Source organism: Gottfriedia acidiceleris (assembly GCF_023115465.1).
In the GTDB taxonomy this organism is placed as follows: domain Bacteria; phylum Bacillota; class Bacilli; order Bacillales; family Bacillaceae_G; genus Gottfriedia; species Gottfriedia acidiceleris_B.
Genome location: NZ_CP096034.1, coordinates 3,636,013 through 3,659,205 on the forward strand (window position 1 = coordinate 3,636,013; position 23,193 = coordinate 3,659,205).

The following is a 23,193-nucleotide window of genomic DNA, read 5'->3' on the forward strand; positions in this document are numbered from 1 at the left end:
ACAAGGAGTGAAAAGAATGAGAATAGGTTATTTATCTCTTAAAGAAAGACAAGAAGGTGAATACGTTCAGCATATGGCGAAAGAAGCAAGTAAACTTGGTTACGAATTCGTTCAATTTACCCCTTTTAATATTCAACCAGCTACTGAAGAAATTATGGGTTGGAAGTATATAGCAGAAACAGAACAATGGGAGAAAACAACATTTGAAATACCGAATTATATTTATGATCGTTGCTTCTATTCCCCAAGCATTAAAAGTAAGCAAGCAAAGCCTATTGTTGACTGGCTAAAAAAACGTAAAGACATCACTTTTTTAGGATATGGACTGCCAGGAAAATGGGAAACTTATCAAGCTCTAGCAACTGATGAAAGTTTAAATCCATATATCCCTAAAACAAAAAAACTATTACACTTAGCTGTATTTTTTGAAGAACTTAGAAAAACGCGCAAGCTCGTCATTAAACCAATCCATGGTTCAAGAGGAATCAATATTTATTTTATTACGTTAAGTGCCTATTCAATTAGTGTTTCAACACAAAAACAAAAGAAAGTAATTGAAACTGTTTACGAAACACGTGATGAATTTTTTGAGTGGCTACAACCGATTGTTGAATCAAAAGGATATGTTTATCAAAATTATCTAGACCTCCAAACAAAATCGCGTGAAGCATTTGATTTAAGGATCCTTTTACAAAAAAATGAAAATGGTGAATGGCAAGCAGTTGGCAAAGGTGTTCGCATCGGTCAGCCTAATTCAATTGTTGCAAATTTAAGTGCAGGAAGTAATGCAGTTCCATTTGAAGAATGGATTACTCAATTTAGTCAAAGAACTGCTTTAATATTACAGCAAGATATTGAGACAATTTGCAAACAATTACCAGTCACCCTTGAAAAGAATTTCCTTCCTTTATTTGAAATTGGTTTAGATTTAGGTATTGATTCAAATCAAGCCATCTGGATTTTAGATGTTAATTCAAAGCCTGGTAGAAAAGTTTTACTTCAAACCGACCCTTCTATCCAGCAGAAGCTTTACTCAGCACCCATACAGTATTGTTTACATTTACAAACGAAATCTAAAAGCGAAAGAAGTGAAATTAAATAATGAATGAAGTTTATAAAATCGTTACTCATCGACAGAGTAAGAATCTAGTGTGTATCCCTGAAGAGCTTACTACTTCTAGAAATATTGAATATATTGCTTTTGGTCAAAAAAAATACCCTTGTCAACTAGTTACGATGAATACACTTCACCATATTATTTCGATATCAGAGCATTTAGTCGAAATGCTCTGTATACCTTTTGAAGGTTCTATTGAGCCTATTATTATCGGAAATACTTTACAGCTTGGGCCGCTCGTCGGAATTTTCACCGCCGGCTTTACTGAGTCACTACTTCGCCCTATCGGTGATCGTAGCTTTATGTTTGCAAACTTAATTGCAGAAAATAATCACAAAAATAGCTTTATCTTTGTATTTGGTACTCACGGAATAGATTGGGAATCTGAAACCGTTCAAGGTTATTTCTTTACAAATAAAAGGTGGATCAAGGAAGTCGTTCCTTTTCCAACGGTTATTTATAATAGGTTACCTAATCGAAAAGTTGAGGTTCATAAATCAATTAAACGCGTACGTCATAAATTAGAAAAAGAATACAAAATCCCATGGTTTAATCCTGGATTCTTCAATAAATGGGACTTATATTTAAAATTAAAAAATGAAGAATCAGTTGCACATTATCTCCCAAAAACAGTAAAGTTCCATAATTTTGACACGATTGAAGAATTATTATCGCAATACCAATTTGTATATGTTAAACCTGAAAATGGTAGCCTCGGTTCAAAAGTCATTTTAATACGTTATCATCGAGACGAAGGAATTTATTATTGTCGATATCGTGATTTTGAAACAAATAAACTTCAAAAATTCTCATCACTACAATCTTTAATTAATCATGTTTTTCGTAGTACGAAGTTACACGACTTCATTGTACAACAAGGAATTTCACTGATTCGTTACGAGCATCAGCCTGTCGATTTCCGAGTTCATACAAACAAGGATGCTTTAGGAAAATGGCATGTAACGGTTATTGCCGCAAAAGTAGCAGGAAAGGGTAGCACAACTACTCACTTAAATAACGGTGGTCGTGTGAAAACTCTTGAAGAACTATTTGACCAGGAAAAAGCGAAAAGAATACATGATAAATTATCTACGGCTGCATTAAAAATTAGTGAATCTTTAGATCGTCAAGTAGATGGTCATATCGGAGAAATTGGATTTGATATAGGTGTTGATAAGGATGAAAAAATTTGGCTTTTCGAAGCGAATTCTAAACCTGGAAGATCAATCTTTTCAAATCCTAGTTTCCAAGAAAATGACAAACAAATTAAAAAACTATTTTTGGAATATGCTACTCATCTTTCCAAAAAGGGTAATGAACTCGAGGTTTCAATGAAATGATCTCTGTTTTTTATCATCTTGATAAAAATACTTGGTCACATGACCATAGTGAATCAAGATATTCCATAGGCCATAATCGGCATACTATATTACCATCTCAAAACGATCGTTCAAATTCCATACAATTTCAGGTAAAAAAAAAAGGAACACATTTAGGCCCTATTATTGGTATTTTAACAAACGAAGATCGGCTACCTTTTAGTGGAAATATTAAGACCTTTAAAAGAATTTGTAAGAAGGTATTAACTGAAGGCGGTATACCTATCATATTAACTCCTACCGCCCTCTCTGGTAAATCGGTTAAATGTTATACGTTTTGTTTTAAAACAAAAAAATGGCTTAAGCTATTTTCTCCTTTACCAGACGTTATTTATAATCGCATACCATCTGTACAGTACGAATCTAACGAGGATTATAAAAATTTCCGAGTAAAAATCTCTGAACTAGACATTCCTTTTTTTAACGAATCATATCTCTCAAAAATACAAACAACGTCAATATTATCTTCAAACGACTTTTTAAAAAATTATATACCAAAAACAATCGGTTTAACTAGCGAAAAAGATTTATATTTCTATTTGAAAAAATGGAAATTTCTATATGTGAAGAAACATAATTCTTCAAAGGGATTTGGCGTGTTTAAGCTCTCCTTGAAAAGCGATAAAGAAGTCATAATCCGTAATGCATTTCATGTGGAATTGGTGAAATCAATTAGTGAATGTTGGAAATTTCTAAGTTCATTAAGCGAGGATTTTATTTGTCAACAAGGAATAGTGAGCGAATTACCAGATGGAAGAAAGTTTGATTTACGAATTCTTGCACATAAAAGTGAAAATAACTATATTCTTTCTGGTATCGGTGTAAGAGTAGGAACATTTAATGCCATAACAACTCATGTACCTAGAGGTGGTAGCATTATTACGATTGAAGAACTACCGATTGAATTAAATTTTTCATTATTACAAGAAATAGTCAAACAAACAGGAATTGCATTAAATATGGACGATGCACATTTTTATGAATTTTCAATGGATATCGGAATTCAAAACAATCATTACTATATTTTTGAAATTAACTCTAAACCAATGGTCTTTGACGAGATTGCGATCAAAGAAAAAGGACTTGAAAACTTAATTCGACTATTTTATGAACTTTCGAATTTTTAACAGTAGTTACACAGCTACTGTTCTTTTTTATTTTATATAACAATGATAAACTAATATGAAATAATGCTTCGGAAGGTAATGAATAATGAATATGATTGATAAAATTAAGACATTATTTGGGAGTGAGTCTGTTTCAGTCACTCCTGATGAAAATACATATATGGATTACTCTTGGTTTTCTACTGAAAATCAAGAAATATTCGGGATTAAAAAAAATTCAATATCAGAGGAACAAAATAACCTACTGGAATGTCTTTTTACAAAATTAGTATCAGATGCAATTTTGCTGCCATCTGAACAAAGCGAGTGGTTTCAATATTTATTTTTAAGGAAAGGACATAATCCTTTCTCTTTCGAAACCGAAGTTTCTCTCCCTACTTCAATTCGTTTTATTCATTTTTATAGCAATCAGTTATTCTCTAGTAAAACCGAGTTTGAAGAAGCAATCAATGCATTCTTTCATAAAGAAGTAATAGTCGTTTGGAATTCGGCTAAGGAAGGCGTCATTATTGAAAAAATAATCGATCAACCATTTAACAAAGAATTTTTAGAGCATATGCAAGAAATCATTGCAGCTGACTTGTACCATGATGTCACCTTTTTTGTAGGAAAACGCTATTTACCATTAGCGAATCTAAGCCTTTATTTTGATATTGAACATCAATGTTTTAAAAAAGCATTATCCGTAAAAAAGCAAAAAAATATTCTTTGGTTATCAAAAGAAATGCTTTATTATATCCTCTCTTTTTTACCAGATGATTTACAAAAGGAATTACCTAATTTATTTTTGAATGATATGAAAATTGATGATCCAATTCTTTCAACGGTAAAAATCTTTCTTCAACAAAATTTAAATGTTACTGCTACTTCAAAAAAAGCTTTTTTACATCGAAATACTGTTCAATATCGTCTTGATAAGTTTTCGGAACAAACTGGTATAGATTTAAAGCATTTCGAGGATGGATTAGTTATATTTTTAGCCATTCATTTACTTGAGATCGGGATTGAAAATTAATTAAAGCCTATTTTGTGCACCTTGTACAAAGTAGGCTATTTTTTTTTGTGAACCTTTGCCATTGTTTATAAACGCTTAAATGTTTACAATAAAACCAATGAAACCGATTACAAATAGTTGGAGGTAATACTAATGGCAGAATTAAAATTAGATCACATTTATAAAATATATGATAATAACGTAACAGCTGTAAAAGATTTTAATCTTCACATTGAAGATAAAGAATTTATCGTTTTCGTTGGACCTTCTGGATGCGGTAAATCAACAACACTTCGAATGATCGCTGGTTTAGAGGATATTTCAAAAGGTGACTTCTTTATTGATGGTAAACGTGTAAATGATGTTCAACCAAAAGATCGTGACATCGCAATGGTATTCCAAAACTACGCACTTTACCCACATATGACTGTATATGATAACATGGCTTTCGGATTAAAATTACGTAAGTTTGACAAAGCAGAAATTGATCGTCGTGTAAAAGATGCTGCACGTATATTAGGTCTTGAGGAATATTTAAATCGTAAACCAAAAGCTTTATCTGGTGGACAACGTCAACGTGTAGCTCTTGGTCGTGCAATTGTACGTGATGCAAAAGTATTCTTAATGGATGAGCCATTATCAAACTTAGATGCTAAATTACGTGTTGCAATGCGTTCTGAGATTTCAAAATTACATCAACGTCTTCAAACGACAACTATTTATGTAACACACGATCAAACAGAAGCAATGACAATGGCTACACGTTTAGTCGTAATGAAAGATGGTATAATTCAACAAGTAGGTACACCAAAGGAAGTTTATGATCGCCCTGAAAACGTATTCGTTGGTGGATTTATTGGTTCACCCGCAATGAACTTTGTTTCTGGTAAAGTTGAAGATGGTTACTTTAACTTAGGCAGCAAAAAAGTTGCTATACCTGAAGGAAAAATGAAAACATTACGCGATAATGGATATGTAGGAAAAGAAGTAATTTTAGGAGTACGTCCTGAAGATTTACATGACGAACCAGTATTTATCGAAGCGTCTCAAGGTACAGTTCTTGATTTAAAAATTGAAGTAGCTGAGCTTTTAGGAGCTGAATCAATGCTTTACACTAACTTTGAAGGTAATACTTTAGTAGCAAGATTAGATGCACGATCAACATTTACACATGGTCAAGTAATTAAATTAGCAGTAGACATGAACAAAGTTCATTTCTTTGATAAAGAAACAGAATCTCGTATTCGATAATTCAAGAATTAAACATAAAATAACGCGGTACCATTTATATTGGTACTGCGTTATTTTATTTTCTCAATAATTTTAAGAAAACCTTCATTACAATCTGGACAATTAAACATATGTGTACAATACTGATATGAATTATGCTCTGTTAAACCATCAGCTTTTGCTGAAATGTCATAATCTAAATATGGACTATATTTATCTTCGTAATCAACAGCTCTGCCTTTATCTTCACAATGATTTTCACAAATAGGACATTTTAGTTTATAATGTTCAATGCCATTGCACAGTGGACAAATACCATCCATAAATAAGCTCACTCCAATTTTGTTTAGTTCATTAAGAAAGGATGGAGATTAATCTCCATCCCTTATTAGCCATAGATATTATTTTGAATAACCACCTAAGCTTTGTTCAGCCATTTGAACTAAACGTTTAGTGATCTCACCACCTACAGAACCGTTAGCACGAGCTGTAGTATCAGGACCTAAGTTTACTCCAAACTCAGAAGCGATTTCATACTTCATTGCATCTAATGCTGATTGAGCACCAGGTACTACTAAGTTGTTGCTGTTTCCGCTGTTGTTGTTTGCCATGTTGTCTCACCTCCTTAAGTAGTGTAATGATAGTATGACTCTAATCGATTAACATATGTATGTTTAGCTAATGTAAATTTTGGAAAAAACAAGTTAATTTGTTTATTAGCGTATTTCACATAAAAAAAAGCACTAGATTAACATCTAGTACTAGTTTTTTACACGATATTGTAAAATATTTTATTTTACTATTTACTGTATTAATTGTAAAAATTGTTTAGTTCTTGCATGTTTAGGATGTTCTAAAACATCTTTAGGATGACCTTGTTCAACAATATAACCACCGTCCATAAAAATGACTTCATCCGCTACATCTCGAGCAAATTTCATTTCATGTGTAACGACAATCATTGTCATTCCCTCTTCCGCTAACTCCTTCATTACCTTTAAAACTTCTTGTACAAGCTCAGGATCTAATGCTGAAGTTGGTTCATCAAATAAAATGACCGTTGGTTCTAAGGCTAACGCTCTAGCAATCCCCACACGCTGTTGCTGACCACCTGAAAGTTGATGTGGTAATAAATTTATTTTCTCTTCTAATCCTACTTTAGTAAGTAAGTCTATTGCTTTCTTTTTTGCAACATCTTTTTTAAATTTTTGTACAGTTACTAAGCCTTCCATAACATTTTCTACCGCTGTTAAATGAGGAAATAAATGGTGTTGTTGAAACACCATACCTGTTTTACTTCTTAGAGAAATAATTTCTTTTTTCGTAACTTTATTAGAAAAATCTATTGTCTGTTCATCAATGGTTATTTTACCATCAGTCGGATGCTCTAAAACATTAATACATCTCAAAAATGTAGTTTTCCCAGAACCAGAAGGGCCAATAATAGCAGTAACAGTACCTTTTTCCACATTTAAGCTAACATCTTTTAATACTTCTAATTCACCAAAACTTTTTTTAATATTTTCTAGTTTTATCATATGTTCTTCCTCCATTACTTAGCAACATAGCGTTCAACTCGAGCTTCTAATCGACCTTGAATGATTGAAAGGAAGAAGCAAATTATCCAATAGATGAATGCAGCTTCTATATAAACAACTAAAAATTTATAGTTCGTTGCAGCTATTTCCTGGGCTGTTCTAAACATTTCAGTTACTAAAATTAACGAAGCCAAAGAAGTGTCTTTTACTAAACTAATAAAAGTATTTGATAATGGCGGTAATGAAACTCTAGCCGCTTGAGGAATTATAATACGTTTTAATGTTTGATTATATGTCATGCCGATTGAATAAGCAGCTTCCCATTGCCCCTTGTCAATCGACTGGATTGATCCTCTAATAATTTCGGATGCATAAGCACCAACACTTAATGAAAAACCAATAATGGCAGAAATATAAGGTGAAATTGTTACATGTATTGAAGGTAAACCATAAAAAATAATAAATAATTGTACTAAAAGAGGGGTTCCTCTAATAATTGAAACATAAAATTTGGCTACTCCATTTAAGAATTTATTACCTGACAGACGGAAAAGAGCGGTAATAAATGCTAATACAAGACCTACTACAAATGTAATAATTGTTAATGGAATAGTACCTATTAAAGCAGTTTTAACCATTGGAAGGAAAGAATCCTTCACAATGGTTAAATTGTCAATCCACTCTTGGCTGAGTATATTATTTAAGTCCATCTTTACCGAACCATTTTTGTACTATTTCATCATACTTCCCGTCTTTTTTCATATCTGCAAGTGCTTTATTCACTGCTTTTACTAATGAATCATCATCTTTACGGAACATAAATCCACTGTTAGAAGCATCGTTTTCTAAAGCTGCAATTTTAACTTTTTTGTCGCCAGTTTCATTTAAATAGTTTTGAATTGATAATTTATCGTTGATTGTAACATCAGCACGGCCAGTTTCAATTAATTGAATTGCTTGGCTAAAACCTTCTACCCCAACTAATTTAGCTCCATATTTCTTAGCTAAATCACCATAATTACTAGTTAAAGATTGAGCAGCATTTAAGCCTTTAATTCCATCAAATGAGTTAACATTTGAATCTGATTTTACAACTAATGCACCTGATGAAGTGATATATGGATCAGAGAAATAATATTTTTTCTCACGATCTGGTCTAATACCAACTTCATTGGCAATGATGTCAAAACGTTTTGCATCTAACCCTGCAAACATTGCATCCCATTGAGTTTCAAAATATTTTGGTTTTACTCCTAAACGTTTTGCAACTTCATTTGCTAAATCAACATCAAAACCTGTTAATTTACCAGATTTATCATGGAACGTGAAAGGTGCATATGTACCTTCAGTACCAATATTCAACTCTCCGCTATCCTTCACTTGAGTTAATAAATCTTTTCCTTTTGCAGTTTCTTCTTTTTTATTTGTATTGCAGCCTGCCATAACACCAGCTGCTAAAAATAACGAACCTAATGTTAAACCAATTTTCTTAATATTCATTTTTTAATCTCCCTTAACCTTATCGGAATTGTTTGTTTTGAATTGTGTGTCTTAAATATATTGCATGTATTAAAAAATTACAACAAAAAAATCTTATATTTTTATTATTTTTCTTTTTGTCTTTTTAATTCTATTTTTATAATTGAAAATGAAAGTTAGAAAAACAGAGCGTCTAAGGAAAATAAATTTATCATTACCCTTAAATTACCAATATAAGAAAGTAAAAAACGTAATCAACTAAGTAAATATTGTCATATTGATTTCTTTTATGTCCATACTGAATAAATTAAGCACTCAAATCATAAAAAACTCGGCTCCTAAGAACCGAGTTTACTTTGCAAATGGTTTATTTTTACAATTACACTTTGTATTCTTCTATTTTGAACTTCTTTAATGATGAAGGTGAGATTTTTATATTGCAGTAATTCTCCATTTTTTGGTATATGTTTAAAACTTTCAAATAACCATCCACCTAATGTTAAATATCGACTACTAGGCTTTTTTATTTTAAATCGATTAAAAAAACTCGATAAGTCAATTGAGGCTTGGAATTGGTATTCATTCTCATTTATTTGGAAAAAATCTTCCTCTTTCTCGTCAAATTCATCTCTAATTTCCCCAACGAGTTCTTCTATTATGTCTTCAAGCGTAACGATACCGGAAGTACCTCCAAATTCATCTACAACAATTGCTAGATGTGCATTTTGTTTTTGAAGAATTTTTAACACTGTTGAAATTTTCATTGTTTCCATCACAAAAATCGGCTCTCTAATCAACTCATGAATAGTAACTGTTTGTTTTTGTATAAGTTGAGTTAAAAATTCCCTTTCTGAAATTACACCAATTATATGATCAATATCCTGCTCATAAACTGGGATTCTAGAATACCGTTCTTGTAGAAATAAATTACATATAGAGTGCACAGATTCATTTAGATCAACCGCTACCAAATTTGTTCGGGGTGTCAATATGTCATTTACTTTTTTTTCTTTAAAAGTGATAGTTCTTAAAAATAATTCATCTTCGTACAAGTTAATTTGTTCTTCAACATCAACATCAAATAAATAATGATGTGTTAAAAGATGTTTTTCTTTTGAATCTACATTTTTTCGATCCTTTGATTCTTTAGAAAAAAGTCGGTTAATAAAGTTTAAAAAATTTTTTATACCATTACCCGAGGGAGCATCTGACAAGCACTTCACACCCCTATAACAAATTTTTAAATTATTAACTATCGACAATCCTTTACAAATATTTAATTTATATGTATTCAATAAAGGTAAAATTATGCAAAAAAAAGCCTCTTACTTTTAGAAAAGAAGAGGGGGGAAAAATGAGGTATTGTACGAAACGATTAAAAATAAGCTGATTGAAATAGTTAATAAATAACTAGTAGAAGAATTAGAACCTCTGCTCAAATCAACCTTACAACCATATTTTATAATAAAATGAATTGAATTGGCGTTATAAGTTGTTAACTTTTTGTGAATTATTGTACAAAGTATAACACTATAAGGTTTAAGTATTAATTTGTTTAATAAAACAAAAAAAGAAGGTATAAAGACTATGGCTTTATCCTTCTTTGTAATCTGATCTTTATGATTTTACTGCCTGAATAAACTCATTTTTTTTTATTTCAACTAATTTAACTTGATGTGAATCTAATTCAACAACTTTGAATTCAAAGTCCTCAAATAAAACAGATTCACCTTGTTGGATGTCGTGATTTTGGGTTAAAATCCACCCACCAATTGTATCAACATCATCTTCCTCAACATATAGACCGAATAAATCATTAATTTCAGTAATTAATACTCTACCGTCTACAATCTTATGTGATTCCGAAATATGTTGAACAGCTGGTTTTTCATCATCATCATATTCATCACGTATTTCTCCAACAATCTCCTCAAGAATATCTTCCATTGTTAATAATCCCGCTGTTCCTCCATATTCATCATACAGAATTGCAAGTGGAATACGTTTCTTTTGCATTAACAATAATAAATCATGGATTGCGATTGTTTCAATTACCTGAATTACTGGACGAGTATAGTTTGCGAAATCGTATGTTTTTTCAACTTTTCCATCAAGATAGCGAATAAAAAAGTCTTTTACATTAACCATACCTAATATATCATCTTTATCTTCACCAAAAACTGGATAACGTGTATATTTTTCGTTTTTAATTATTTCAATTTGTTCTTCAATTGGGTCTTCTGCATATAAACCGATAATTTCAGTACGAGGGACCATAATTTCTTTTGCAAGTCGGTTATCGAATTCAAAAATATTATTTAAATATTTATACTCAGCCTGATTAATTTCTCCGCTTTCAAAGCTTTCTGATAAAATAATTCTCAATTCTTCCTCAGTATGAACTTCTTCTGATTCAGATGCTGGTTTAACGCCAAATAATCCTGTAAAAAATCTTGCAGAACTATTTAATGCCCAAATAAATGGGTAAGCTATTTTATAGAAAACAATAAGTGGAGTAGAAAGTATTAGTGTGATTGATTCAGCTTTTTGAATAGCAACCGTTTTAGGTGCTAGCTCACCAATTACAACGTGAATAAATGTCATAAATGAGAAAGCTAAAATAAACGAAATAGTTGTAGCAATTGTTCCGTTTAATCCAAGAAATTCTACGACTGGGTGTATTAGATTCTCAAACGTTGGCTCACCTAAATAACCTAATCCTAAAGCTGTAACCGTAATACCTAATTGACAAGCTGATAAATATTCATCCAAACTCGTGGTAACCTTTTTAGCAGCTACTGCACCTCGCTTTTTTTCGGCTACTAGTTGATCAATTCTACTTGATCTAACTTTCACTATCGCAAATTCTGCTGCTACGAAAAAAGCTGTAAGTGCGATTAAAACTGCAATCATAAACAAGTTAACTATGTCCAATGACGAACTCGAGTATAATACTCGAGTATTCACCTCCTGAGAATTTCAATCTACAAAAATATAAAATTATTATTTTACTTACTTAATAGATTACCATAATTTAGTAAAACATACATATTTTATAGCTTTAATAAATTGTTAAGTTTTAAATTAATTTAGTTATTATTTTACAAAATGTTTCAATGTTTCAAATAACGGAAATGTATGATGTGACAATGTATCTACTAAAACATTTTTTTCACAATCATTCATACCCGAAATTACTGGTACTAATTGAGCTAATTTAGCTTCAAGCTCAATAATTTGATTTGATATTTGTTGAATTTGTTCAAAAACACAATTTTTTTGATTATAATTAGTTTTCAATAAATCTTTTATCTCTTCTAAGGATATTCTCATTTTTTTACAATGTTCAATAAATCTGAGAGTCTCAATTGCCTCTGTGGAATAATACCGATAGTTTGATTCTGAACGTTTTGCTTCTAGTAACCCTAATTTTGTATAATAATCAATTGTTCTTTTTGAAACTTGAGCTATTTCAGCTAACTCACCAATTCGATACTCGATCCCAAGTGACAACCCTCCCCCATTTTAAGTAATATTACTATTATATAATTTTAAAAGTATACAGTCAAACGTTACAGTTCTACATAAATTTCGTTAAAAGTAAGAAGTTGGTCGGATGATTTCCTCTCCAGGTACTCGCTTTCCATAGGGCGTAACCTGAGTATCCTCGGCAAGCCTGCGGGGTCTTTAGGCTTACCTCATTTCCTATAGGAGTCGAGCAACTTACGCTCCGATCTTTTTCATTATTTTTTGTTGTTTGAACTAAACCTATAAAAGTTCTAGATTCACAAAACGCCTTTCAATTAATAAATAAACTGGAGGTGTAATTTTGAAATTAAACAATAACATAATTCATAAGGTTCCATTTTTACAGTCAGCAATTTCTGACTTAATGTTTGGTTTTTACTCATATAAATCTACTAATTTAAATACTACAATCAATAACATTCCCTTTTCATTAATTTGAAAATTACATTTTTTTGTGAAATTTTTATTATTTTATTTCATCTTTTATTGACCAACGTATATCAGTAGTTTAAAGTTAGAATATTAAAAAAATAACTAGTGAGGATGATTTTTATGGAACGCGTTTTTAATTTCTCTGCTGGCCCATCTGTCTTGCCTGTTCCAGTATTGGAAAAGGTACAAAAAGAGCTTGTTTCTTACGGTACTTCTGGTATGTCTGTTATGGAAATGAGTCATCGTTCGGCTGAGTTTGAAGGAATTATTAAGAAATGTGAAGGCTTATTACGTGAACTTTTAGAAATTCCATCAAATTATAAAGTGTTATTTTTACAAGGTGGAGCATCAACTCAGTTTTCAATGATTCCATTAAACTTACTAAGAAAGTATAAAAAAGCTGCTTATATTAATACAGGAACTTGGTCAAAGAAAGCAATCTCTGAGGCAAAAAAATATGCAGATGTTGATATTATTGCTTCGTCTGAGGATGAAAATTTTTCATATATTCCTAATTTAGAAGATTTAGCCCTTTTTGAACCATACGATTATTTACATATTACAACGAATAACACAATTGAGGGGACAAAATACTCTACTTACCCTAAAACAAATTCTCCATTAGTTGCAGACTTTTCTTCAAATATTCTTTCTGAACCAATTGATGTCTCACAATTCGGTTTAATTTATGCTGGAGCTCAAAAAAACATCGGTCCAGCAGGGTTAACAATTGTCATTATTAGAGATGATCTCATTGGAAATGCAGATAAAAATTGCCCGACAATGCTCGACTACAAAACACATGTAGAAGCTTCTTCACTTTACAATACACCTCCTACATTTAGCATTTATGTAGCGATGCTAGTTTTAGAATGGATTAAAGAATCAGGTGGTTTAGATCGTATTTATCAAACCAATCTTTTAAAAGCTCAATTATTATATGATTTTATCGATCAATCTGACTTGTTCTCTTCACCAGTTAAAAAAGAGAACAGATCACTTATGAATATTCCATTTACATCAACTTCTGATGAATTAAATAAGCAATTTCTTGCTCAGGCAAATTCAGCCGGCTTGGTGAATCTTGAAGGTCATCGATCAGTTGGGGGAATGCGAGCTAGTATTTATAATGCGATGTCATTAGAAGGCGTTGAGAAATTAGTTCATTTTATGAGTCAATTTGAAAAGAAAATATTAGAGGAGATTGTAAGATGATAAAAATTCAAACATTAAATAATATTTCTGAGCACGGAATAAAAGAATTTCCTTTGGAAAACTTTTGCATTAACAATGAATTACATGAACCGGATGGAATACTTTTAAGAAGCCATAGTATGCATGAAATGAGCATTCCAAGCAGTGTAAAAGCAATCGCAAGGGCTGGCGCTGGTGTAAATAATATTCCAATTGATGAGTGTACTTCAAGGGGAATTGTTGTATTTAATACGCCTGGTGCAAATGCAAATGCAGTTAAAGAACTAGTTCTCACAAGTTTATTCCTTTCTTCACGACGAATTATTGAAGGAATTGAGTGGACTCGTTCATTATTTGGCGAAGAAAATGTTTCCAAAATTGTCGAAGCTGGTAAAAAAGAATTTGCAGGAGCAGAAATCGCAGGAAAGAAATTAGGGATTATTGGTTTAGGAGCAATTGGTGCACTTGTAGCAAATGACGCTCTTGCGTTAGATATGGAAGTATATGGATATGATCCTTATATTTCTGTCGAAACTGCATGGCGATTATCTAGAAATGTGCAACGAATAGATAATTTAGAGCAGATTTTTTCAACGTGCGATTATATAACAATCCATGTGCCTTTAACACCGGAAACAAAAGGATTTGTGAATGAAAAACTTTTATCTGGAATGAAAAAGGGAGCAAGATTACTTAATTTTTCACGTTCTGAATTAGTAGATGATGTTGCGCTTGAATATGCGTTGAATAACGGGACAGTTGGAGTTTATGTGACAGATTTTCCAAATGAAAAAGTTATTGGTATGAAGAATGTCATTCCAATTCCTCATTTAGGAGCATCAACAACTGAATCAGAAGAAAACTGTGCCCGAATGGCAGCAAAACAATTAAAAAATTATTTGGAAACAGGTAATATTAAAAACTCGGTTAATTTTCCAAATGTAGAATTACCTTATACAGGGAAAAAACGTATTACGATTGCACATAAAAACATTCCAAATATGGTCGGTCAAATTACAGGATTACTAGCAAATTATCAAGTAAATATTGCAGATATGCTTAACCGAAGTAAAGGTGCTTTTGCTTATACAATGATTGACCTTGATGAAACAATCAATGGTCCAGTTGAACAGCTGTTAAGAGATATTGAGGGTGTTATTTCAGTAAGAATCATCTAACCTTCAAACTGCCCGTAAACGCTCGCTTTCTTCGTTGCTTCGCCTGTCCGGCGCTCATTACCGTCCAAGGTAACTCCGCTTTTCACTAGGCTTCGTCCTCGAAGGAACTCAGATTTTTTGGTTTATCTTCACAATGAAGCGGTAGGATCATTAAGAGTCCTACCGCTTTTTATTTATTTTTTATTCAAAACAATTTTCAATAATTGTCGCAACGCCTTCTCCACCACCAATACATAGGGTTGCAAGACCGTACTGTGTCTCTCTTCTCTTCATTTCATGAATCAATGTAACTAGTATTCTAGTTCCACTCGCTCCAATTGGATGTCCGAGTGCAATCGAACCTCCATTTACATTGACAATATTTTCGTCAAAACCGCATTCCTTCATGACAGAAAGCGATTGCACAGCAAATGCTTCGTTCGCTTCAATCAAGCCTATTTCACTTAATTCTATCGATGATTTTTCAAGTGCTTTTTTAGCTGCAAATGCTGCCCCAATTCCCATTATGCTTGGATCAACACCTGCACTACTATTTGCATTAATTTTTACTAATGGTATAATACCTAGTTCTCTTGCTTTACTTTCACTCATTAATACAACTGCTGCTGCGCCATCATTTATACCTGAGGCATTTGCTGCTGTAACTGTTCCATTTTTTTCGAAAGCTGTTCTTAGTGATGAAATTTTCTCTACTGTAGCACCAAATTTTGGATATTCATCCTCTTTAAAGATGATCGGGTCCTTTTTCCTTTGTGGAATTTCAATTGAAACAATTTCATCTTCAAATTTACCGGCCTTTATTGCATTCTCGGCTTTTTGTTGGCTATTTACCGCAAACTCATCTTGTTTTTCCCTAGAAACTTCATAACGAACTGCTAAATTTTCAGCTGTGTTTCCCATATGATAATCATTAAAGGCACACCATAGTCCGTCTGCAATCATACTATCAACAATTTGTTGATTGCCCATTCTATAGCCATCTCTTGCACCTTTAAGTAAATAAGGAGCTTGACTCATATTTTCCATACCGCCAGCAACTATAATTTCAGCATCTCCTGCTATGATGGCTTGAGTCGCTAAATGGACTGATTTTAATCCAGAACCACAAACTTTATTTATCGTCATGGCTGAGACAGTATTTGGAAGTCCTGCCTTTAATGCTGATTGTCTAGCTGGATTTTGACCTAAACCAGCTTGAAGTACATTTCCCATAATAACTTCATCAACCTGATTTTCTTGAATACCCGCTCTATTAATCGCTTCTTTAATAACTTTAGCGCCTAATTCTACTGCACTCACATCTTTCAATGTACCACTGAAACTTCCGATTGCAGTTCTAACTGCACTAACAATTACAACATTCTCACCCATTTTATTTCCCCCTTTTTTCATCCTATTTAACCAAACAACATGAAATCTACTATTAACTTTTTATGTTATAAGCTTTACATTTTTCATAAAAAGTTGACTTACTTATTTCTAATAATTTTGCAGCTTCAATTTTATTACCTTGAGTTTCATTTAGAGCTCTCTTAATTGCTTCCTTTTCAGTCTCTTCAATCATTTCTTTTAAAGATTTTAAGGAATTTTGATTATTTAATTGAGATGCATTTTTTTCGGATTCGATTGTATTTTTTTGATTAGTTGGATTTTCATATAAATAAAGAGGTAATTGCTTTGGTGTAATCACTTTACCATTTAGGACATTTATGCATCTCTCAAGTACGTTTTCTAGTTCTCGAATATTTCCTGGCCAATGATGAGACTTAAGAATTTGAAAAACTTCATTTGAAATTTGAATTCCGTTTCGATGAAATTTCCTTTCGAGTTTTTTTATTAACGAATTGGCTATGAGAGGTAAATCATTTATCCTTGATCTAAGTGGAGGAATGTCTATTTTAATTACATTTAAGCGGTAATACAAATCTTGGCGGAATTCTTTTAATACTACCATCTTCTCAAGATTTCGATGCGTAGCGGCAATGACTCTTACATCAATGGAAATAGGAGAACTTCCACCAACTCTTTCAATCTCTCTTTCTTGAAGTACTCGTAGTAATTTACTTTGCATATGCAAAGACATATCACCAATCTCATCTAAGAAAATCGTTCCTCGGTTCGCAATCTCAAATTTCCCTTTTTTCCCGCCTCTTTTTGCACCTGTAAAAGCACCTTCTTCATAACCAAAAAGCTCTGATTCTAGTAAATGCTCTGGAATTGACGCACAATTTACTCTTACAAATGGAAAGTTTCTTCTTGGACTAGCATCGTGAATGGCATGTGCAAACAATTCCTTACCTGTACCAGATTCCCCAAAAAGTAAGATTGCTGATGAACTTGCAGACACTTGCTCTGCCAAATTTTTTGCAGCGTTAAAGACTGGCGTTTCACCAATTATTTGATTGAATCTATATTTACTATTTAATTCTTTCTCAAATTTCCTTTTATAATAGTTTAATTCTTCTACTAAAGGTTCTACTTTTTTAGAATACTCAATCCAATCTTGCGCATTTCGGAACATTACCGTTCCGACAGCACCTACTAATTCATCACCTACATACAGCGGATAACGATTTGCTACCATTTCTGTATTTTTTATTGGATGGATCTCCGCTACCTCCGCTTGACCGGTTTTGGCGACTATATGCATTCTAGAGTTTTCAATAACATCTTCTACAGGCATCCCAATTACTTCATGAGCAGAACGCCCAACAAACTCACAATATGATTCATTCATATACAAAATTTTCCCTTCACGGTTAACGACAACAATCCACTCAGTTGCAAGATTAATAATCTCGGAAATCCAATCAAAAGGCAGACTCTCTAACATACTATTCATACCATACCTCGCTTAAAGTAGTAGAAACTAGAAAGGATAAGAGCAGGAATCTCCCCCTGCTCAAAACAACCATTTCACTCTTATCCTACTGAACTGTATATCCTGCATCAATTACATTCGCTTGTCCTGTAATCCCGCCAGTATATTCACTAGCAAGAAATACTGTATAATTTGCAATTTCTTTTACTGTAAGTAATCTTTTTTGAGGTACTAATGGATAAATTACTTCTTCAATTACACTTTCAATTGGTACATTTCTTGATTTTGCTAAGTCAGCCAACTGGTTTTGAACTAAAGGTGTATCCACATAGCCAGGGCAGATTGCATTGACTGTTATACCGTCACTTGCACCTTCTAATGCAGCAACCTTTGTTAAACCAATAACGCCATGCTTGGCAGAATTATAAGCAGCTTTACCAGCGAATCCTATTAACCCATTGATCGAAGCCATATTAATAATGCGACCATACTTTTGCTTTTTCATAATTGGAAATACATGTTTGATACTAATAAAAGGTGCAGTTAACATGACCTTAATAAGTAATTCGAATTTTTCAGTAGGGAAATTCTCAATTGATGAAACGTATTGTAATCCAGCATTGTTTATTAAAATATGTAATTCACCAAATTGATCGATTACTTTACGGAACGTGTCAACTACTTGTTCTTCATTTGTTACATCACATGCATAACCGATCGCATTAAACCCTAGCTCTTGTAATGAAGTAGCAGACTTTTGAACATTTTCCTCATTTAAGTCAGTTAAGACAACTGTTGCTCCTTGCTCTGCAAAGGTTTTAGCAATTTCAAAACCAATTCCACTACCGGCACCAGTTATCAGTGCAACCTTTTCAGAAAGCATTTGCTGCATTTGTTTGCCTCCTTTTAAAGATTAGTTCACGTTATTTAATAACTTCGGACTAATTGTAAAAGTAGCCTCAGTTTTTTCAGAAATTTCTTGAATCGTTGCTCCACCAACGCATTCTACTAAAACCATTCCATTTTCTGTAAAATCAAAAACTGCTAATTCAGTAATTAATCTATTCACTACGCTTTTTCCAGTTAAAGGTAAAGTACATGCTTTTTTAACTTTACTTTCACCGTATTTATTTGCATGTTCCATCACTACGACGATTTTCTTAGCACCATTTACTAAGTCCATCGCACCGCCCATACCTTTTACCATTTTCCCTGGAATCATCCAGTTAGCAAGATCACCAGTTTCTGAGACTTCCATGCCACCTAAAATAGCTAAATCAATATGGCCTCCTCTAATCATTGCAAAAGATTCAGCGCTATCAAAATAAGAAGCACCTTTCGCAGCAGTTACTGTTTCTTTACCTGCGTTGATTAAGTCAGCGTCAAGTTCAGTTTCTGTTGGATATGGTCCAATACCTAGTAAACCATTTTCAGATTGTAGCATTACTTCAATTCCTTCTGGAAGATAGTTTGCTAATAAAGTAGGTAGTCCAATTCCAAGGTTTACATACATACCATCTTGAATTTCTTTAACCGCAGTTTGAATAATTAATTGACGAATATCTTTCATGTTATTAGCCTCCTATACTCCTGTAGTCATTCTACGTTCAATTCGTTTTTCGTATGTTTCACCGTGGAATACGTGTTGTACATAAATGCTTGGCGTATGAATTGCATCAGCATCAAGCTCTCCAACTTCTACTACTTCCTCAACTTCTGCAATTGTGATTTTTCCAGCCATCGCAGCAAGTGGGTTAAAGTTACGAGCAGTTTTTCTAAAAATTAGATTCCCTTGCTTATCAGCTTTCCACGCTTTAACAAATGCAAAGTCTCCTACGATCCCTTCTTCTAATAAATAAGTTCTTCCATTAAATACTTTATGTTCTTTTCCTTCTGCGATTGGTGTACCTACACCTGTTGCTGTGTAGAATCCTGGGATTCCAGCACCGCCTGCACGAATACGTTCAGCTAGAGTCCCTTGAGGAACAAGCTCTACTTCAAGTTCTCCACTTAAGAACTGCTTTTCAAAAATTTTATTTTCTCCAACATATGAAGAAACCATTTTTTTAATTTGTTTATTTGCTAATAAAAGACCAAGACCCCAATCGTCTACTCCACAGTTATTACTTACGATTGTTAAATCCTTTGTCCCTTTATCTCGTAATGCTAAAATCATTTTTTCAGGAATACCGCAAAGACCAAAGCCACCGACTATAATCGTAGCTCCATCATGAATTTGTGAAACAACCTCTTCAACTGAAGTAATTACCTTATTCTTGCCCATTATTTTGCTCCCTTCAAAAGTAAGATTAGTAGTTTAACATTCTTAAACAAGTCCTGTAAGTTTAAATACTGCAATGATTAAGAATACTGCAACTGTTTTAATGATTGTTATTGCAAAAATATCTTTATATGACTGGCGATGTGTTAAACCAGTTACAGCTAATAATGTGATGACTGCACCATTATGAGGCAAAGTATCCATACCACCTGATGCCATCGAAATAACACGATGCATTACTTCCGGCGGGATATTATATTTATTAATAGCCTCGATATATTTATCAGACATTGCACTGAGCGCAATACCCATACCTCCTGATGCAGAACCTGTAATACCTGCTAAAGTTGTAGTCGTCACAGCACCATTTACTAATGGATCCGTAAATGTATGAGAGATACCTTTACTTACCATTCCAAATCCAGGTAATGCAGAGATTACTCCACCAAAACCATACTCAGCACCAGTATTCATAGAAGCAAGTAGTGCTCCACCGATGCTTGCGTTAATACCTGTCTTTAGATTAGTACGCATATTCTTATAGCCATAAATCATTGCTGAAAGAATTCCAATAACTAGAGCGCATTCAACTGACCAAATACCAACAACTGCAGTTATATCAACAACCCCAAAAGCTTCTAGTCCAATCGATTTAAAATCAAATCCATTTGGATACCATTTTGGGAATGAAACGACAAAAAATTTATTTGAAAAACCAACTAGTAAAAGTGGTACAAATGCTAATATCTGTTTTATAACTGGTGTAGAGGTATTTGTCGTTAATGAAGGAACTTCTGTTTGAGTTTCCTGAGCAGCAGCTAGTTCTCCATTAAATCCTAAATAACCTTCACCCGCTTTTTCTGCTTTTTTGCGTCTGGATTCTAAATACCAAAGACCAACTGCAAGTACAAAAACAGCAGCTAAAATACCTAGAAATGGTGCAGCATAAATATCTGTTTTGAAAAATGTAGTTGGAATAACATTTTGAATTTGCGGTGTACCAGGCAATGCATCCATCGTAAATGTAAACGCACCGAGTGCGATCGTTCCAGGAATCAATCGTTTTGGAATATTCCCTTCACGGAATAAGTTTGCAGCAAATGGATAAATAGCGAAAACAACAACAAACAAGCTTACTCCACTATATGTTAAAATTGCACCCATTAATACAATCGCTAAAATAGCTCTTTTTGCTCCAACTAATTGAATAATCGTTTTTGCGATTGATTCAGCAATACCAGACATTTCAACGACTTTACCAAAAATTGCACCAAGTAAAAATACAGGAAAATATAGTTTTATGAAACCAACCATTTTTTCCATGAAAATATTACTAAAGAATGGAAGTATATAACTTGGCTCAGTTAAAAGTACTGCAAATAAAGCACAAATTGGTGCAAATAAAATAACAGAAAACCCACGATAAGCAACAAACATTAAAAGTCCTAATGCTAATAAAATAATTAAGATTTCCATAATAACCTCCTTGTTATCTTTACGTATTGGCACTTTTTGATAACGCTTTCATTCAAACTGTTTAACTAGTTTAAATACCACTATTTACTATATTTTGCTCCTTTCACAGAATGTCCTTCTGCTTTTATATAAGCAAATAGTGTGCCAAGTTATTAATGGATCGTACTAAAACGGATGTGTATATTTTTAGGACCGTGCCTTCACACAAAATATTTATTTTATAATTCTAATAATATTAAGTTAATTTATAATTTTCAATATTTTTAATCTGTTTTTTTCCGAAATTTCGGAATTCCACTCCAATAAAATTCCGAAAACCTGGAAATTCCAGAAATTCGGAATTTTATTTTTGAACATTTTATGAACTTTTTATAGTGAACAATAATGATGAATTAATTTTTCCATCCAATCATGAACTTCTAAAAATTGAAACCCTGCTTTTTTAGCTTTCTCATTACTCAATGATTGATCGCTATAAGCATCAAATGGTGATTGATATTCGAATGTACCATGAGACTTAATAATAGCCTTTTTTCCAGTTTCCTTTTCACAAAAGTTTATTATTTCTTTAAATGTTATTTCACCATTAGAACACGCATTAAAAGGACCACTTTTTATCGATTCATTTTCACCTAACCAAAGTAAAAACTCAGCGGTTTCATCAGAATCGATAAAGGTCATCTCTTTGTTTAAATCAGATATAATGATTCCTTCGTTTCTTGATACTTTATTAACATAGAAGAGTAATCTCTTCGTATAATCATCCGGTCCTAAAACGATTGGGAATCTAGCTGCAAACACTGGGAAATTTGCTTCTTGATATAAAACAGCCTCACAAAGACGCTTCCCTTCCGCATATGAATATTCATTATCAATGTTATACTTAATAGCATAATTGTATGGAATGAAGTCAGTTTCCACATGGTTTAATCCCGTATCATAAACCGCTAAAGATGAAGTGAAAATATATCTTCCAACATGATTAGCTAATAGTTTAATAATTTCCTTCGCTTCATTTGGAGTATAACAAATATTATCATAAACAAGGTCCCATTTATGAGTAGTTAAACTAGTTAATGTTTCAGGGTTTCGTCGGTCGATTATAAATCTACTAACTCGATCTCCAAACTCATCTCCTGTAAGCCCTCTTGTTGCGATTGAAACATCATAACCTTTTTCGATTAGTTTATGAACAAGTCGTTTTCCGAAAAACCTCGTACCACCTAATACTAAAACTTTTTTCATTTTCTAGCCTCCAAAGAAAAATACACGTATTAACTATTCGCCATAAAGCAACAAAATACCTTTTTATAATAGGAAACAATATGATTAAAACTATTCTAATCAAAAAATAGAACATTAATAGCCAAGCACTCTCATCAATTCTATATAAGTTTATCATTAAAAAAGGGCGTCTCA

At 32.7% G+C, this 23,193-nt stretch carries 22 protein-coding genes; 7 read left to right on the forward strand and 15 right to left on the reverse strand.

Annotated elements, in window-relative coordinates; genetic code table 11:
- The first annotated feature begins 16 nt into the window (after positions 1-16).
- From MY490_RS17200 to MY490_RS17220, 5 genes are all read left to right on the forward strand, one after another.
- Entirely contained in the window at positions 17-1,102 is a 1,086-nt protein-coding gene (locus tag MY490_RS17200; protein WP_248266766.1) for a YheC/YheD family endospore coat-associated protein, read from the forward strand.
- Complete coding sequence (locus tag MY490_RS17205) at positions 1,102-2,457, forward strand: YheC/YheD family endospore coat-associated protein (protein WP_248266767.1); 1,356 nt, start codon at positions 1,102-1,104, stop codon at positions 2,455-2,457. Before MY490_RS17200 ends, MY490_RS17205 begins: the two co-directional genes overlap by 1 nt.
- Entirely contained in the window at positions 2,454-3,623 is a 1,170-nt protein-coding gene (locus MY490_RS17210) for a YheC/YheD family protein (RefSeq protein ID WP_248266768.1), read from the forward strand. The genes MY490_RS17205 and MY490_RS17210 overlap by 4 nt, the downstream gene beginning before the upstream one ends.
- Positions 3,624-3,708: 85 nt before the next feature.
- Entirely contained in the window at positions 3,709-4,638 is a 930-nt protein-coding gene (locus MY490_RS17215) for a PucR family transcriptional regulator (protein WP_248266769.1), read from the forward strand.
- Between the two features lie 132 nt (positions 4,639-4,770).
- Positions 4,771-5,868 carry an ABC transporter ATP-binding protein gene (locus MY490_RS17220; protein WP_248266770.1) on the forward strand — a complete coding sequence of 366 codons (1,098 nt, stop codon included), beginning with the start codon at positions 4,771-4,773 and terminating at the stop codon, positions 5,866-5,868.
- A 50-nt stretch (positions 5,869-5,918) separates the two neighbouring features.
- Here the strand turns inward: MY490_RS17220 and MY490_RS17225 are convergent, their stop codons facing one another.
- From MY490_RS17225 to MY490_RS17260, 8 genes are all read right to left on the reverse strand, one after another.
- Positions 5,919-6,170 (reverse strand): hypothetical protein, encoded by a 252-nt coding sequence (locus MY490_RS17225; protein ID WP_248266771.1) that lies wholly within the window; start codon positions 6,168-6,170, stop codon positions 5,919-5,921.
- Positions 6,171-6,248: 78 nt separating this feature from the next.
- Positions 6,249-6,458, reverse strand: a complete 210-nt coding sequence (locus MY490_RS17230; protein ID WP_025568533.1) for an alpha/beta-type small acid-soluble spore protein — start codon at positions 6,456-6,458, stop codon at positions 6,249-6,251.
- A 192-nt stretch (positions 6,459-6,650) separates the two neighbouring features.
- On the reverse strand, positions 6,651-7,385 hold the full coding sequence (locus MY490_RS17235) for an amino acid ABC transporter ATP-binding protein (protein ID WP_248266772.1): 735 nt from the start codon (positions 7,383-7,385) through the stop codon (positions 6,651-6,653).
- Between the two features lie 14 nt (positions 7,386-7,399).
- Entirely contained in the window at positions 7,400-8,095 is a 696-nt protein-coding gene (locus MY490_RS17240) for an amino acid ABC transporter permease (RefSeq protein WP_248266773.1), read from the reverse strand.
- The gene (locus MY490_RS17245; protein ID WP_432707091.1) at positions 8,082-8,879 is read right to left on the reverse strand and encodes an amino acid ABC transporter substrate-binding protein; all 798 of its coding nucleotides are present in this window, start codon (positions 8,877-8,879) and stop codon (positions 8,082-8,084) included. Before MY490_RS17245 ends, MY490_RS17240 begins: the two co-directional genes overlap by 14 nt.
- Before the next feature lie 323 nt (positions 8,880-9,202).
- Positions 9,203-10,078: a hemolysin family protein gene (locus tag MY490_RS17250; protein ID WP_248266775.1), complete on the reverse strand. Its 876-nt coding sequence runs from the start codon at positions 10,076-10,078 to the stop codon at positions 9,203-9,205.
- 403 nt (positions 10,079-10,481) lie between these two features.
- Positions 10,482-11,798: a hemolysin family protein gene (locus tag MY490_RS17255; protein ID WP_248266776.1), complete on the reverse strand. Its 1,317-nt coding sequence runs from the start codon at positions 11,796-11,798 to the stop codon at positions 10,482-10,484.
- Positions 11,799-11,960: 162 nt separating this feature from the next.
- Positions 11,961-12,377, reverse strand: coding sequence for a MerR family transcriptional regulator (locus MY490_RS17260; RefSeq protein ID WP_248266777.1), 417 nt, complete (start codon positions 12,375-12,377; stop codon positions 11,961-11,963).
- Positions 12,378-12,944: 567 nt separating this feature from the next.
- On the opposite strand from MY490_RS17260, the gene serC reads away from it, so the two are divergent.
- Together serC and MY490_RS17270 are read left to right on the forward strand one after the other, a co-directional pair.
- Positions 12,945-14,039: a 3-phosphoserine/phosphohydroxythreonine transaminase gene (gene serC, locus MY490_RS17265; RefSeq protein ID WP_248266778.1), complete on the forward strand. Its 1,095-nt coding sequence runs from the start codon at positions 12,945-12,947 to the stop codon at positions 14,037-14,039.
- Positions 14,036-15,196, forward strand: coding sequence for a phosphoglycerate dehydrogenase (locus tag MY490_RS17270; protein WP_248266779.1), 1,161 nt, complete (start codon positions 14,036-14,038; stop codon positions 15,194-15,196). The genes serC and MY490_RS17270 overlap by 4 nt, the downstream gene beginning before the upstream one ends.
- Before the next feature lie 180 nt (positions 15,197-15,376).
- On the opposite strand, the gene MY490_RS17275 is transcribed toward MY490_RS17270, so the two are convergent.
- The 7 genes from MY490_RS17275 to MY490_RS17305 all read right to left on the reverse strand — a co-directional run bounded on the left by MY490_RS17275 (position 15,377) and on the right by MY490_RS17305 (position 23,019).
- Complete coding sequence (locus tag MY490_RS17275) at positions 15,377-16,567, reverse strand: acetyl-CoA C-acetyltransferase (protein ID WP_248266780.1); 1,191 nt, start codon at positions 16,565-16,567, stop codon at positions 15,377-15,379.
- A 52-nt stretch (positions 16,568-16,619) separates the two neighbouring features.
- A complete protein-coding gene (locus MY490_RS17280; protein WP_248266781.1) occupies positions 16,620-18,038 on the reverse strand; it encodes a sigma-54 interaction domain-containing protein in 1,419 nt (472 codons plus the stop codon).
- Positions 18,039-18,123: 85 nt separating this feature from the next.
- Positions 18,124-18,900: a 3-hydroxybutyrate dehydrogenase gene (locus MY490_RS17285; protein ID WP_248269411.1), complete on the reverse strand. Its 777-nt coding sequence runs from the start codon at positions 18,898-18,900 to the stop codon at positions 18,124-18,126.
- A gap of 30 nt (positions 18,901-18,930) precedes the next feature.
- Positions 18,931-19,587 carry a 3-oxoacid CoA-transferase subunit B gene (locus tag MY490_RS17290; RefSeq protein WP_248266782.1) on the reverse strand — a complete coding sequence of 219 codons (657 nt, stop codon included), beginning with the start codon at positions 19,585-19,587 and terminating at the stop codon, positions 18,931-18,933.
- Between the two features lie 12 nt (positions 19,588-19,599).
- Entirely contained in the window at positions 19,600-20,301 is a 702-nt protein-coding gene (locus MY490_RS17295) for a CoA transferase subunit A (RefSeq protein WP_025568519.1), read from the reverse strand.
- Positions 20,302-20,343: 42 nt separating this feature from the next.
- Positions 20,344-21,774 carry a GntP family permease gene (locus tag MY490_RS17300; protein WP_248266783.1) on the reverse strand — a complete coding sequence of 477 codons (1,431 nt, stop codon included), beginning with the start codon at positions 21,772-21,774 and terminating at the stop codon, positions 20,344-20,346.
- A 369-nt stretch (positions 21,775-22,143) separates the two neighbouring features.
- A complete protein-coding gene (locus tag MY490_RS17305) occupies positions 22,144-23,019 on the reverse strand; it encodes an NAD-dependent epimerase/dehydratase family protein (RefSeq protein WP_248266784.1) in 876 nt (291 codons plus the stop codon).
- Positions 23,020-23,193: the final 174 nt, after the last annotated feature.